This is a genomic window from Candidatus Caldatribacterium sp. (assembly GCA_014359405.1).
GTDB lineage: Bacteria > Atribacterota > Atribacteria > Atribacterales > Caldatribacteriaceae > Caldatribacterium > Caldatribacterium oleiphilum.
On record JACIZN010000029.1, the window covers coordinates 5,167 to 17,061 of the forward strand.

The 11,895-nt window shown below is 53.3% G+C and carries 15 protein-coding genes, 1 other RNA gene and 2 pseudogenes (2 of these 18 cut by a window edge); 15 read left to right on the plus strand and 3 right to left on the minus strand.

Annotation, left to right across the window (positions count from 1 at the left end; genetic code table 11):
- A pseudogene (locus H5U36_03525) lies at positions 1-23 on the plus strand (hypothetical protein); it begins 202 nt to the left of the window's first position.
- Positions 1-1,104, plus strand: a pseudogene (locus H5U36_03530) (homoserine dehydrogenase); it begins 81 nt to the left of the window's first position. The pseudogenes H5U36_03525 and H5U36_03530 overlap by 104 nt, the downstream one beginning before the upstream one ends.
- Position 1,105: 1 nt before the next feature.
- Complete coding sequence (locus H5U36_03535) at positions 1,106-1,417, plus strand: bh protein (protein ID MBC7217241.1); 312 nt, start codon at positions 1,106-1,108, stop codon at positions 1,415-1,417.
- On the opposite strand, the gene H5U36_03540 is transcribed toward H5U36_03535, so the two are convergent.
- Positions 1,400-2,176 (minus strand): DUF1638 domain-containing protein, encoded by a 777-nt coding sequence (locus H5U36_03540; protein MBC7217242.1) that lies wholly within the window; start codon positions 2,174-2,176, stop codon positions 1,400-1,402. The two genes, H5U36_03535 and H5U36_03540, sit on opposite strands and share 18 nt — an antisense overlap.
- Positions 2,177-2,281: 105 nt before the next feature.
- Here H5U36_03540 and H5U36_03545 point away from each other — a divergent pair, with 105 nt between their 5' ends.
- The 6 genes from H5U36_03545 (at position 2,282) to H5U36_03570 (ending at position 6,978) form a co-directional block, all read left to right on the plus strand.
- On the plus strand, positions 2,282-3,079 hold the full coding sequence (locus tag H5U36_03545) for a histidinol-phosphatase HisJ family protein (protein MBC7217243.1): 798 nt from the start codon (positions 2,282-2,284) through the stop codon (positions 3,077-3,079).
- Positions 3,079-3,243, plus strand: coding sequence for a hypothetical protein (locus H5U36_03550; protein ID MBC7217244.1), 165 nt, complete (start codon positions 3,079-3,081; stop codon positions 3,241-3,243). The genes H5U36_03545 and H5U36_03550 overlap by 1 nt, the downstream gene beginning before the upstream one ends.
- 80 nt (positions 3,244-3,323) lie before the next feature.
- Positions 3,324-3,917 (plus strand): glycerol-3-phosphate responsive antiterminator, encoded by a 594-nt coding sequence (locus H5U36_03555; protein MBC7217245.1) that lies wholly within the window; start codon positions 3,324-3,326, stop codon positions 3,915-3,917.
- Positions 3,914-5,362 (plus strand): NAD(P)/FAD-dependent oxidoreductase, encoded by a 1,449-nt coding sequence (locus tag H5U36_03560; GenBank protein MBC7217246.1) that lies wholly within the window; start codon positions 3,914-3,916, stop codon positions 5,360-5,362. The genes H5U36_03555 and H5U36_03560 overlap by 4 nt, the downstream gene beginning before the upstream one ends.
- Positions 5,346-6,602: an FAD-dependent oxidoreductase gene (locus H5U36_03565; protein MBC7217247.1), complete on the plus strand. Its 1,257-nt coding sequence runs from the start codon at positions 5,346-5,348 to the stop codon at positions 6,600-6,602. Before H5U36_03560 ends, H5U36_03565 begins: the two co-directional genes overlap by 17 nt.
- The gene (locus tag H5U36_03570; protein MBC7217248.1) at positions 6,571-6,978 is read left to right on the plus strand and encodes a DUF1667 domain-containing protein; all 408 of its coding nucleotides are present in this window, start codon (positions 6,571-6,573) and stop codon (positions 6,976-6,978) included. The genes H5U36_03565 and H5U36_03570 overlap by 32 nt, the downstream gene beginning before the upstream one ends.
- Here the strand turns inward: H5U36_03570 and H5U36_03575 are convergent.
- The gene (locus H5U36_03575) at positions 6,932-7,879 is read right to left on the minus strand and encodes a hypothetical protein (GenBank protein ID MBC7217249.1); all 948 of its coding nucleotides are present in this window, start codon (positions 7,877-7,879) and stop codon (positions 6,932-6,934) included. The two genes, H5U36_03570 and H5U36_03575, sit on opposite strands and share 47 nt — an antisense overlap.
- A 61-nt stretch (positions 7,880-7,940) precedes the next feature.
- On the opposite strand from H5U36_03575, the gene smpB reads away from it, so the two are divergent.
- The 5 genes from smpB to H5U36_03600 all read left to right on the plus strand — a co-directional run bounded on the left by smpB (position 7,941) and on the right by H5U36_03600 (position 10,130).
- Positions 7,941-8,390, plus strand: coding sequence for an SsrA-binding protein SmpB (gene smpB / locus H5U36_03580; protein MBC7217250.1), 450 nt, complete (start codon positions 7,941-7,943; stop codon positions 8,388-8,390).
- A gap of 4 nt (positions 8,391-8,394) precedes the next feature.
- Positions 8,395-8,749: a transfer-messenger RNA gene (ssrA, locus tag H5U36_03585) on the plus strand.
- Positions 8,750-8,772: 23 nt separating this feature from the next.
- Positions 8,773-9,192, plus strand: coding sequence for a DUF2703 domain-containing protein (locus H5U36_03590; GenBank protein MBC7217251.1), 420 nt, complete (start codon positions 8,773-8,775; stop codon positions 9,190-9,192).
- A gap of 6 nt (positions 9,193-9,198) precedes the next feature.
- Positions 9,199-9,825 carry a LysE family transporter gene (locus H5U36_03595; protein MBC7217252.1) on the plus strand — a complete coding sequence of 209 codons (627 nt, stop codon included), beginning with the start codon at positions 9,199-9,201 and terminating at the stop codon, positions 9,823-9,825.
- A gap of 2 nt (positions 9,826-9,827) precedes the next feature.
- The gene (locus H5U36_03600; protein MBC7217253.1) at positions 9,828-10,130 is read left to right on the plus strand and encodes a hypothetical protein; all 303 of its coding nucleotides are present in this window, start codon (positions 9,828-9,830) and stop codon (positions 10,128-10,130) included.
- Here H5U36_03600 and H5U36_03605 read toward each other — a convergent pair.
- Entirely contained in the window at positions 10,120-10,887 is a 768-nt protein-coding gene (locus tag H5U36_03605) for an undecaprenyl-diphosphate phosphatase (GenBank protein ID MBC7217254.1), read from the minus strand. The two genes, H5U36_03600 and H5U36_03605, sit on opposite strands and share 11 nt — an antisense overlap.
- Positions 10,888-11,005: 118 nt before the next feature.
- On the opposite strand from H5U36_03605, the gene H5U36_03610 reads away from it, so the two are divergent.
- On the plus strand, positions 11,006-11,895 hold an 890-nt coding region (locus tag H5U36_03610), incomplete at its 3' end, for a hypothetical protein (protein ID MBC7217255.1).

Genomic DNA, 11,895 nt, shown 5'->3' on the forward strand with positions numbered 1-11,895 from the left:
GATCCAGCACTCGTTCTCGATGACCCGGAAATCCAGATTGTTGTTGAGGCCATAGGGGGAGTTTCTCCGGCTTTCGAGATCGTGTCCTGTGCCCTCTCTCGAGGGAAAAGCGTTGTCACTCCCAACAAGGAGCTCATTGCGAAGCGTGGAGGCGAGCTCCTTGAAATCGCAAGAGAAAGCGGAAGTGACCTCTTCTTTGAGGGGGCAGTTGGCGGTGGTATCCCCATTATTCACGCCCTTAAGGAACAGCTTGTGGGGGACGATATCGAAGAGGTCATTGGCATAGTGAACGGAACGACGAATTTCATCCTTTCGGAGATGTCCCTGCGCGGGACCTCTTATGAGGAAGCTCTTCTGGAGGCCCAGCGGCGTGGATACGCTGAGCCTATTCCCACAATGGATGTTGAAGGGTTCGACGCCGCTTATAAACTTGCTATTCTTGCCTCCTTGTGTTTCCACACCAAAGTCAACGTGGATGACGTGTTCCGAGAGGGAATCACCCGCATTATTCCTGAGGACCTTGAGTTTGCCAGGGAACTTGGTTTTGTGGTGAAGCTTCTTGCTATTTCGAAAAAGCGCAACGGTCGGGTGGAACTCCGGGTGCATCCGGTTCTTTTGCCCTTGGAGCACCCCTTGGCCAGCGTTTTCGGAGTGGAAAATGCTATATACGTGAAGTCGAAGACACGGGCTTTGACTTTCCGAGGTCCGGGAGCGGGAGGGGAGGCCACCGGGAGTGCCCTTGTGGGCGATATTATTGAAGCCATCCGCAATCTCAAGTACAACTGTCGAGGACGCGTAGGATGTACGTGTCTTGGAGAGCTTCCTGTGCAGCCCATTGAGGAACTCGTTACCCAGTACTGTGTGCGAATTCTTGCCCTTGATGTTCCCGGGGTGCTTGGGAAAATCGCTACACAGTTTGGAGAAGCAGGGGTGAGCCTTTCGGCAGTGAAGCAACCGGTGAGCACTCCAGGGAAGCTGACGAACATCTATTTCCTCACTCATGAGGTGGAGGAGGCAAAGCTTCAGGAGTCCCTTGAACGTATTCGAAAGCTCGAGGTGGTGAGGGATGTGTACGCCATCCGGGTGGAGCGGGGGGACACGTAGAATGGAAGAGGAAATTGTGACCTCCTTTTTGTGCCTTGCCTGCCAGCGGGAGACAATGCACCGGGTTCTCTACCAGGGAGGGATTGTGAAATCCATCACGTGTCAGGAATGTGGCCTCGAAGTTGGTCTTGACAAAGCTAAGCTCATTGCTCTTTACGGAGAGCAACTCGTTGAGAGGATTCTTACGAAACCCCAGCGCCTTACCGAAGAGTACCAGCGGGACCTTGTAGAGTTCTTCAGCACCATTCCCTTGCGCATCATCACAAAGCCCTATCGCATGCTCAAAGAATTCGAATCACTTTGTGAGGACTGACCGACGAAGGATGCACTCGTCACCGCTTGCCTCTAAGGTCTCCCCGGGCAAGAGAATAAGGAACCGCTCCGCATCCCATCGTCCCTCAAGGAGATCTGCAAGGAGTGTTTTGTCCCCCTCGACGACCTTGTACTCCCATCCCAGAAATTCGGCGCATTCCTTCGTGAAGGTCGCGTACTTTGCATCTACAGGCAGGCCCCACCGGACGTAGAAAGCGTAATGGTACTCCCGCTGCCAGTTTTCCTCAAGCTGCATGAGGTAACGGGCGTTATCCTCGCCGTACTTTTCCCGATACGTTTCGTACACAAAATCGTACCGTTCTTTGCCTGGCTCAAGGGAGTGCTCAATCCATCCGGGGGAGTACCAGTAGATGCCCCGGTACTTTTGGGTGAGTTCTTCGTACCTTGCGTGCGAGCCAAGAAGGAGCGCAATGCAATCGTGAACCCGGGGAATCACGATGGGGTATCTTGGGGAGGTGATGCCTTCAGTCCCCCGACTGCACAGCCCGTACACAAGGAGAATGGCATCGTAATCGTACCCCGTTTCTAAGTTTCCCTTTTCGTATGCAAATCTCTGGGGTTGGGTCGCCTCGATTTCCCGCTGCAAGGCTTCCCGAAGCCTTTCGGGATTATTGTGGAGACCAAGCGGGAGGAAGACCACGTCACAGGCGCTCTCTGCCTGGGAAACGAGAAGCGATACCTCCCGGTACATTGACCGGCAGGCAATGACTTTGAACCGCCGAGCCACGATTCTGTGCATCCTCATCAACCCCTTTTTGGCATTGTACGTTGCCCCTTGTTCCATGTAAAGAGAAGGGGGATAATTTCCTCGGAGGTGGTACTTTTGCTCTGCTGCGACTACCATATGCACACGCCTCGCTGTGGTGATGCTTCAGGAGCATACGAGGAGTACATTGAGAAAGCCCTTGAGCGAGGACTCAAAGAGGTTGGTTTTTCGGGTCACTCCCCTCAGTATTTCCTCCCCAAGGATATGCGTCGGAGGGAATCGGCAATTCCAGAAGAAGAACTCGAGCTCTACGTGGAAGAGGTGGAAGCTCTCCGGGAAAAGTACCGGGGTTCGCTTGAAATTCGTCTTGGGCTTGAAGTTGACTTTGTCCCGGGTCACGAGAAGGAACTCGAGGCAATCGTTTCTTTCTATCCCTGGGACTACCTTCTCCTTTCTGTTCATTACCTGAACGACTGGCCCTTCGATCACCCTAAGTACATTGCTCGCTACAGCGAGTGGGACATCAACGATCTCTTTGCCACCTACTACCGGGTGCTCAAAGAAGGGGTGGAAACGGGTCTTTTCGACGCGGTGGCCCACTTTGATCTCCCTAAGAAGTTTGGTTTCCGTCCCACCCGGGAAATCGGGGAACTTGAGGAAGTTCTTTTAGCTTGTGCAGAGCGCGGGGTTGCTCTCGAGCTCAATACCGCTGGTTGGCGAAGGCCTGTGGGAGAGGCGTACCCTTCACGTGCCATTCTCGAGAGGGCACGGAAGCTCGGGTTTTCGGTTTGTGTTGGCTCTGATGCTCACCGACCGGAAGATGTGGGAAGGGACTTTGACCGGGCGGAGGCTCTTCTCCGCGAGGCAGGGTTTGCTTCTGTTCTCCGTTTCGCAAAACGCAAAAAAATCTTAGTGCCTCTTCGGGAGAGCCCATAATGCGGATGATTGTTGCCATGGCACTTCTTGTTATTGCTGTGCCCTTTGTGTATCTTTTTGTGGTGACAAGGTTCCCAGAATCGCTTTTTGCTCGGGGTTTCATTTGGATATACCTCCTTGTTGTTCTTGGAGTTTTTCTCGTGCACCTTGTGGAGAAACGGTGAAGGTGTGGTATACTTAGGGTGGCTTGGAGAGACAGAAAGCCTTCCGAGGAAGTCGGAAGGCTTTCTTTTTTGGAGGGAAAATGGGGGATATTGTGGCAGTACTCCGTGGCTATCCGGTCATTGGGTCGCTTCGGAGCACAAACGTTAAGGATTTGACCCAGGAGGATTTGCGCCTTTGCTCGGTGTACTTTCTCCTCGAGGGGGATATCTTTGGGATAAGGAGGATTCTTGAGCTTGTCGACGGGGACACCTCTCTCTTTCTCCATGTGGACCTTTTCGGGGGCATTGCTCCTGACGAGTCGGGCTTTCTCCTCTTGCGGGAGCTTTTCCCAAAGGTCCAGGGGATTATATCCACGCGAGCAAGAACCCTTGCTCTCGCGCAGCGTATGGGTTTTGCCACCATTTTCCGGCTTTTCTGCATCGATAGCGAGTCCCTGCGGACCGGGCTTAAGGTGGTGCAAGAGGTGAAGCCTGATGCGGTGGAAGTGCTTCCAGGAATCATCTTTCCGAAGATTCGTGGGTATATTCCCTTCAGTGAATTTCCCCCGGTGATCTGTGGGGGGTTTATCCGGAAGAGAAGGGAAGTCCTTGAGATTCTAAAAAGCGGAGCTCTGGCGGTGTCCACCAGTGCAAAGGAACTCTGGAGGATGAATCGGGAGGAAAGGCGTTCATGAGGGTATACGATGTAGCCATCGCTGGCGGAGGAGTGGTGGGCTGCGCGATTGCCTGGTACCTTGCCCATTTCTCCTTGGATATCCTTCTCCTTGAAAAACGCGAGGATGTGTGCTGTGGGGTGAGCAAAGCCAACACTGGTATCCTCCATTCTCGAAGCTATTTCACCCCGGGAACTCTCAAAGGCGAGATGCACCTTCGGTCCCTTTCTCTCTTCAAACAGGCGTTCCAGGAGCTTGGTCTCTCACCGCTGCGTTGTGGTGCGCTCACCATTGCGTTCTCCAGGGAGGAGGTGGAGCACCTCAGGATTCTTAAGAATCGTGGAAAGGTTGAAGGGGCGGCCATTCTTTCGCCCAAGGAGGTTCTTGAGCTTGAGCCCAACCTCAACCCCAGGATGTATGCAGGGTACTTTGATCCTGCAACTATGGTAGTTTCTCCTTTCTCCTTGACGATTGCTCTTGCTGAGGGTGCAGCCCTCAACGGGGTCACCATGGATTTTGACAGGGAAGTCACCTCAGTCGAAGCGACGGGAAGGTACCTCCGGATCCGGTGTGCTTCTGGGGAGACGTATGCGGCAAAGTTTTTCGTCAACTGTACGGGTGCTGGGGCATCGTATCTTGCACAGAGAATTGGGGATTCTGTGCCTTCCCTCTCCTTTTTCCGGGGGCAGTACTTCGTTCTCGACCGGGAGTGTCAGGGGTTTGTGCGTCACGTGCTCTACCCTGTGCCTACGGAAGAGAGCAAGGGAATCCTCGTTTCTCCAACCCCCGAGGGAAATATTCTCCTTGGACCGAATTTTGAAGCGGTGCCTTTTGAGGATACTGCAACAACTCTTGAGGGGCTCCAGGAAGTGGAGAGAGGGGCAAAAAAGCTCGTTCCAGATGTACCCCTTGATAAGGTCATCACCACCTTCTCTGGAATTCGCCCGGCGCTCCCGCAGAGAGACTTCCTCATCACTTTTTCTCCTCGTCTTCCTTCTGTTCTCCACCTTGCAGGAATCGAGTCTCCGGGACTTACCGCTTGCTTTGGTATCGCCGAGTACGTGGGAGAGCTCCTTGCAAAACGGGGACTTCCTCTCAGGGAAAGGGAGGGCTTCCGAGTCAGGATTCCCCCGCCGGTTTTTCGAGAGTGCTCCCTTGAGGAACGGGAACGTCTGATAGCGGAAGATCCAGACTGGGGGAAGATTGTCTGCCGGTGTGAAGAGGTCACGCTTGCAGAGGTGAAGAGAGCTCTGCGGTCGAACCCCCCTGCTCGGACTCTTGACGGGCTCAAACGGAGAATTCGAGTTTTCGCGGGGAGGTGCCAGGGAGGGTTCTGTGGCATGCACCTTCCAGGGATTCTTGAGAGGGAGTTCGGTTTCCCCCTCTCGAGGATTCGGAAATCCGGTCCCGGTTCTTTCTACGTCCTCTCAAGGAATGAGGTGGCCTCCTATGCCGAAATTCGTTGAAGCGGAAATGGTCGTCATCGGTGGTGGTCCCGCAGGAATGGCGGTGGCCCTTTCGGCCTGGGAACAAGGCATGCGGAAGGTTTTCCTTCTTGAACGGAATCCTCATCTTGGAGGGATTCTCAATCAGTGCATCCACCCTGGATTCGGACTCCACGTGTTTGGGGAAGAACTCACCGGTCCGGAGTACGCCGAGCGTTACATAGAGGCGCTGGCGCGAACAGGTGTTGAGGTTTTTACGAACACCACGGTCCTTGGAGTCGAGAGGGACCGGACCGTGAAAGCGGTGAACCGCCATGGGGTTTTTGTGTTCCGTCCTCAGGCGGTGGTTTTTGCTATGGGGTGCCGAGAGCGAACCCGGGGGATGATTCGTCTTCCAGGGACAAGACCTGCAGGGATTTTCACTGCCGGATGCGCCCAGTACCTTGTGAACGTCGAAGGATACCTTCCGGGAAGACAAGCAGTGATTCTTGGTTCCGGAGATATCGGCCTTATTATGGCTCGTCGCCTTACCCTTGAAGGAGTGAGGGTTGAAGCCGTAGTCGAAATTCGCCCAACCCTCAGCGGTCTCCTCCGCAACTACGTTCAGTGCCTTCAGGACTTTCGCATTCCTCTCCTCCTCTCTCACACCGTTCTGGAGATTCTTGGGAAAGAGCGGGTGGAAGGAGTCCTGGTGGGAGAGGTGGATGAGAACGGAAAACCAAAGGGTCCGGTACGTCACATTCCTTGCGATACGCTCCTTTTATCTGTCGGGCTCATTCCTGAGAGCGAACTTCTCAAGAGAGCTGGCATTCCCCTCTGTCCTTCGAGTGGAGGCCCCTTTGTTGACGAGGACTTTGCCTGTGATGTCCCGGGCTTTTTCGCCTGTGGGAATGTGGTAGCCGTCTTTGATCTTGTGGACCATGTGACAAAAAGCGCTGAAAGAATCGGACGGAGAGTAAAGGAGGGAAGGAAGGAAACGCAACCCTGCTTAACCCTGACTCCTGGGAAGGGTGTTGCCACCCTTGTTCCCCAAAGGATACGAGAAGGAAAGGAAGGGTCTCTCTACGTTCGACCAAAGGAGAGCCTTAAGGGAGCAAAGCTTTCTTTCGTGCAGGACGGGAAAGAGTTTTACACTCTGAGAATCCCCATATGCCGGCCTGGAGAGATGATTCATCTTGAAATTTCTCACATTCCCTGGCCGGAAGAGAGAAAAGAGGTGCAGGTTATCCTTGAAGGAGAACGGCACGTTGACTCCCTCTGAGGTACTCTGCATCGTTTGTCCCTTAGGGTGTCGGATTGGGGTGGAGGAAAGAGATGGTAAGTTCTCTTTTCGGGGAGGGTGTGCCCGGGGAAAGTCATACGCTGAGCAGGAGCTTACCCATCCCTGCCGTATCCTCGCCACCACAGTCCGCATACGGAAGGGAGAAATCCCCCGCCTTCCGGTGCGAACTTCTCGCCCCTTTCCCAAGGAACGCATTTTCGACCTCATGGAATTCCTTCGTTCCTTCGAGGTGGAAGCACCGGTTAGGCGAGGTGAAGTACTCGCTCGGAACCTTTTGGGCACGGGAATAGACCTCATTGCCACCCGGACTACTCACCGCCAGGAGAGGGGAGAGGAAGGCTCAGGGGAAGTCTGAGCTGGAGCATGCCGATCTTCATCTTGGCTACAGGAATGAGGGTAACCTCGTTCTTTTTCTCGGCAATCTCAAGCACAAGCTGGTACACTTTGAGAGCCTCAATGACGTTGTCCTCCGCCTCGTAAATGGAGCCAAGGAGGTTCAGGGCAGAGAGATTTTCCGGATCTTTTGCGAGCACCTGGGCAATGCGGGTTTTTGCCTTGTCGAGGATTCCACCTCGGAAGTACCATCCTGCTTCTTCAAGGAGAAAGTCTTCCTCCTTGGCGTAGAGGGCACGGGCTTGCTCACGGAATCTTCGAGCCTCTTTTTCCCTTTGGAGCTTCTCCGCCGCAATAGCAGCGACAATGTATGGGGTGGGTCGTTCCGGGAAGGTTTCAATGGCCTCTTGTGAAGAGGCAAGAACCTTCTCCCAATCTTGGTCCTGCAAGGCTTGTTCCGCAGCGGTGAGAGCGGCAAGGTACTTTTCCTCTGCGGGAGGGAGACGAAAGACAAAGAAGTACAGGGCCACGAGGACAAGAGCCGCAATGCCAAGAGTTGTTGCTACTTTTTTGAGACGCTTTTTCCTCTCCTTCTCGATGATTCTATCGAGCCACCACCAGAAACGGTCCTCTGGAGGGGCAATCTTTTTCCGTTCCTCTTCAAGGGTTTTCCTTCCCACAACTTTTAGGAAAAGGAGGGCATTTTTCTCAAGGAGGGCGTCGAAGTTCCGTACTCGAATCCATTCGGGTTCTACAGACGCTCCCTGGGACTCGTAGAACCTCAGCCATTCTTCAATGGCGTCCCGGAGCTTCAGGAGTTCAACGCCTTTCCCTTTCTCATCTTTAATGTTTGCCGTACGTTTTACGTAACTGTCTATCCACTGTCGGACTTCGTCGAGTTCTGGTGTTCTCTTCCGTTCCACGGTGACCACCCCACTTACATTGTACCGTAAAGCCCTTTTTGTGTGGTATACTCATAGAGGTATGAAGGTCATTGCGGAGAACCGAAAGGCTCGACATCTCTATGATATTCTCGAAAGATACGAGGCAGGGATTGAGCTCAAGGGAACCGAGGTCAAGTCTCTGCGGAACCATGCCGTAAGCCTTGATCAGAGTTTTTGCCACGTGAAGAACGGAGAAATGTGGCTCCACAATATGCACATCACTCCTTACCACTACGGTAACGTCTTCAACCACGATCCGAAAAGGCCCCGAAAGCTCCTCCTGAAAAAGCGAGAGATTCTCCGTCTTGGGTCTCTTGTGGAGCAAAAAGGCTTGACAATTGTTCCGCTACGGGTGTATTTTAACGACAGAGGTAAGGCAAAGGTAGAGATTGCCCTCGTCAAGCCCAAGAAATTGTACGACCGGCGCAGAGAACTCATGGAACGGGAAGAAAAAAGGACCCTCGAGCGTTTAATGAAGTACAGAGGATGAACGTGGGGGCGTAAGGGTCTCGACAGGGCCAAGAGGGGTTGAAGAGGCGAGCCGAGGTCTCCACCGGGGCTCGTAAAAAAGGTGGAACACAAACAAACGCCAACGCTCAGCTGGCACTCGCTGCGTAAGTAGCACGCAGCACACCTCTGGGCGGACCGCCTGCTATGCCCAGAAGGTGTCAGAAAGCGGGCTGGTTTCCGGGAGTCCTCAGGTACCGGAAACGAGATTGAACTGAGGGCGTGTACGGTTCATCCGGCCTCAGGGAGGGACTGTACACAGAGGCAAAACTGAGGCTACGCTCGTAGGCTCTTCAATCTTTCGGGTTCTGGACGTGGGTTCGACTCCCACCGCCTCCACCAGTTTTTATTTGGGAGGAGACGCAATGCAAGCTCTTGTTCTCTCCTGGCAGAGGCTTCTTGTTGATGGTGCTACCTGTCCTCGTTGCGCAGAGACAGAAAGAGAACTTGAGAGTGCATGTTCTTTTCTCCAAAAGGTTCTTGCTCCTTTGGGTATTGAAGTCGTTCTTGAGAAAAAGGAACTTTCCCCCGATGTCTTTCGTAATGAGCCACTTTCTTCAAACGCCCTCTGGATCAATGGTCGTCCTCTTGAGGAGTGGATCAAAGCGAAGGTGGGTCAGAGCCCGTGCTGCGATGTCTGTGACCCAGAGAATTGCCGAACTCTGGAGATTGAAGGGAAAGAGTACGAGACGGTACCTGCTGAACTCATCATAGAAGCGGCACTTCGTGCAGTGGCTGAAATGCTTCAAGAGAGCTGTACTCAATGCGGACCTTGCTGCTCGTAGAGACTTATGGAAGGGTTACAGATTTTGTCCATTTTCGGTAGTGCTTTTATTGTTGGTTTCTCTGGGGCTCTCATGCCGGGACCCCTTCTTGCCCTTGTTCTTTCGGGGACACCGCGGATTGGCTTTCGCGCTGGTCCCCTGACGGTTACAGGACATGCTTTCCTTGAGCTTGGCATGGTGGTAGCTTTGGTTTTAGGTTTTGGGAGGATTCTTGCCATCCCCTTTGCTCAGAAACTCATTGGGGTTGTAGGCGGTGCTGTCCTTTTGTACCTTGGTGTGGACATGCTCAGGGCTTTGCGGAACATCTCTTTTGGAGGTGCAAGACCTTCCGCATTTCAAAAGAACATGATTCTTCAGGGGGCAATAGCGAGTATCTCCAATCCCTACTGGGTCATGTGGTGGGCGACCGTTGGACTTGCCATGCTCCTTGGAGCGAGTCGCTTCCGGCTTTTGGGCATTGGAGTCTTCTTCCTTGGGCACATTCTTGCTGATTTTGTCTGGTACAGTGCGGTTTCCTTTACCCTTGATCGGGGAAAGAAAATGTTCACGGATCGCTTTTTCCGATCCCTTGTGGGGGTGTGTGGTGCTGTGCTCATTTTCTTCGGTGGGTACTTTATCGCGGGGGTGGTATAGAGATGCTCCGCCTCATCTTCGAGCCAGTACCCTACCGCCACGAAGAGAGGATGTACATCTACTGGGAGTATGAACTTGAGCGACCGTACCAGCTCTGTCTTGTTCCTCTTCACGCTCTCAACATGTTCCTTGAGGAAGCAGTGGTGAGAGAAGGAGAGTTTCCGGAGGATATTCGCATCTCCTTTGAGGATGGTCGGATTCGGGTGTGGGCACCTTTTGCATCGTACTCTGAGTACCTTTTCGAACGCCTGAGTCAGCTCCTTCGAGAGAGAGTCCGGGCACTTCTTGAAGAGATTATCTTCTGATTCCCTCCAGGAGGAGAAAGGCGAGAAAGAAAGCCCCTACGGCAATTCGGTAGTACCCAAAAGGGGCAAGTCCCTTCTCCCGCACGAGTTTCAAAAGCACCACGCAGGAGAAAATCCCGCTTCCCAAGGCGGCTAAAAAGCCAAAGAGAGCACCCTGAAGGAGAGAAATTTCCTGACCGTGCCTTCCAAGGACGAGGACCACCGCTCCCCCGATGGTTGTGAGGGAAAGGAGGAACGAGAAGAATACCGCTTCGGTCCGTTTAAGGCCCACCCCGATTCCTCCAAGGATGGTAATCCCAGAGCGGGATACTCCAGGAATAAGGGCAAGGACCTGGAGCATTCCCACAAGGAGGGCATCCCAAACGGTCATCGTCTCAAGAGTTTTGCTTTGTCTTTCTCTCGCGAAGAGAAAGATAAAACCCACCAGGATGAGAACTATGCTCACGACAACGAGGTTTCCTCGAAAGACCTCTTCCACTTTTTCCTCGAAGAGGTATCCGAAAATCCCTGCTGGGATGGTAGCAATGAGGACCTTTCCGAGAATCGCAGGGTTCCTGAGAACTCGACTAAGAACGGGAGAAAAGGCCAAGAGCACGGCAACCCAGGTACCTGCGTGGAGCAGAACATCAAGAGAGAGGCTTGCTTCTCCTAAGGGGAAGAGCACCCGAAAGAGGAGAAGGTGTGCCGAGGAAGAAATGGGGAAGAACTCTGTGAAGCCCTGAATGAGTCCAAGAACAACGCTCTGTACTGCGTCCACTCTCTTTCCATCCTTTCTCGAGCATTTTTTCTATTGTACCAGGAGTGGTTTCGGTTAGAGTCCCTCTCCGCCCTTTTCTGGTATACTACCTTTGAGACCATTCGAGGAGGGAGATGGGGTGACTCCGGAAGAAAAGTACCAGGCCCGTCTCAAGCGGTATGTTACCGCTCTTCGGAACGGGAAACCCGACATGATTCCCATTCGTCCTTTTGTTGCGGAATTCGTGGCCAAGTACGCAGGGGTGAGCATTCAAGAAGCAACCCATGACTATCGGGTTGCCTTTGAGGCTTGCCTTCGCTGTGCTGAAGACTTTGACTGGGACGCCGTTGTTCCGAACATGATTTACGTGTGGACTGGTCTTGTCCAGGCCATAGGGCTGAAGTACTATGGAATCCCAGGGCTTGACCTTCCAGAAAACGTGGCCTTTCAGTACAAAGAGCCCCCCGAAGAGCACGCCTTTATGAAACCCGATGAGTACAACCTTCTCATCGCAGATCCCACCGATTACCTTCTCAACGTCTGGCTTCCCCGGGTTTCGGGTTTTGTCAAGGCTCCCGGGGAAAGCGTCACCAAAGAGCACAACCTTGCCCTCCTTAAGGGGGGCATGGCCATGATGGAGTACTTCAATGCCTTGGGGAATCTCGTTCGAGAACTTCGAACTCGCTGCGGGACAGTAGCAGCAATCAGTGGCATGCTCAAGGCACCCCTTGACATCATCGCCGATAAGCTCCGGGGCTACTATGGTCTTGTGAGTGACCTCTACGCACGGCCGGAGAAGGTTCTTGCCGCTTGTGAAGCGCTCATGCCGCATCTTTTCCGAATTGCCTTGGATGGTGCGGATCCCGAGAAGAACGTGCCGATTGCTTTCTGGATGCACCGGGGGTGCGTTCCTTTCATCACACCGGAGCACTTTCAAAAGATTTACTGGCCGACGCTTAAGCCAATCGTGGAAGAACTCTGGAAGCGGGGGCATCAGGTTCTTTGCTATGACGAGGGGAATTTGGATTA